This is a genomic window from Chryseobacterium sp. FG46 (assembly GCF_057809135.1).
Window position 1 is genome coordinate 1 of the sequence record NZ_JBMDJJ010000083.1, and the last position, 301, is coordinate 301.

The following is a 301-nucleotide window of genomic DNA, read 5'->3' on the forward strand; positions in this document are numbered from 1 at the left end:
GAGCGTCAGCCTTCCAAGCTGAATGTCGCGGGTTCGACCCCCGTCTTCCGCTCAACGAAAAATCACGCTACTTAGTGTGATTTTTTTAGTTGATGCCGACTTAGCTCAGCGGTAGAGTGCTTCCTTGGTAAGGAAGAGGTCACGGGTTCAAGTCCCGTAGTTGGCTCTCGATTTTCCCGAATTTTCTTCGGGATTTTTTTATGCCCAAATTTAAGATTAGAACATAAAGGGGATCAAGCGCAAAAGTGGATCAAGCGCAAAAGTTGGGGGCTAAGCAAAAAGTTTGGATAATCTGAATAGA

The 301-nt window shown here is 45.5% G+C and carries 1 tRNA gene; it reads left to right on the forward strand.

The annotated features are described in order from the left end of the window. Positions 1–94: 94 nt before the first annotated feature. Positions 95–166, forward strand: a tRNA-Thr gene (locus ACODR7_RS21590). Positions 167–301: the final 135 nt, after the last annotated feature.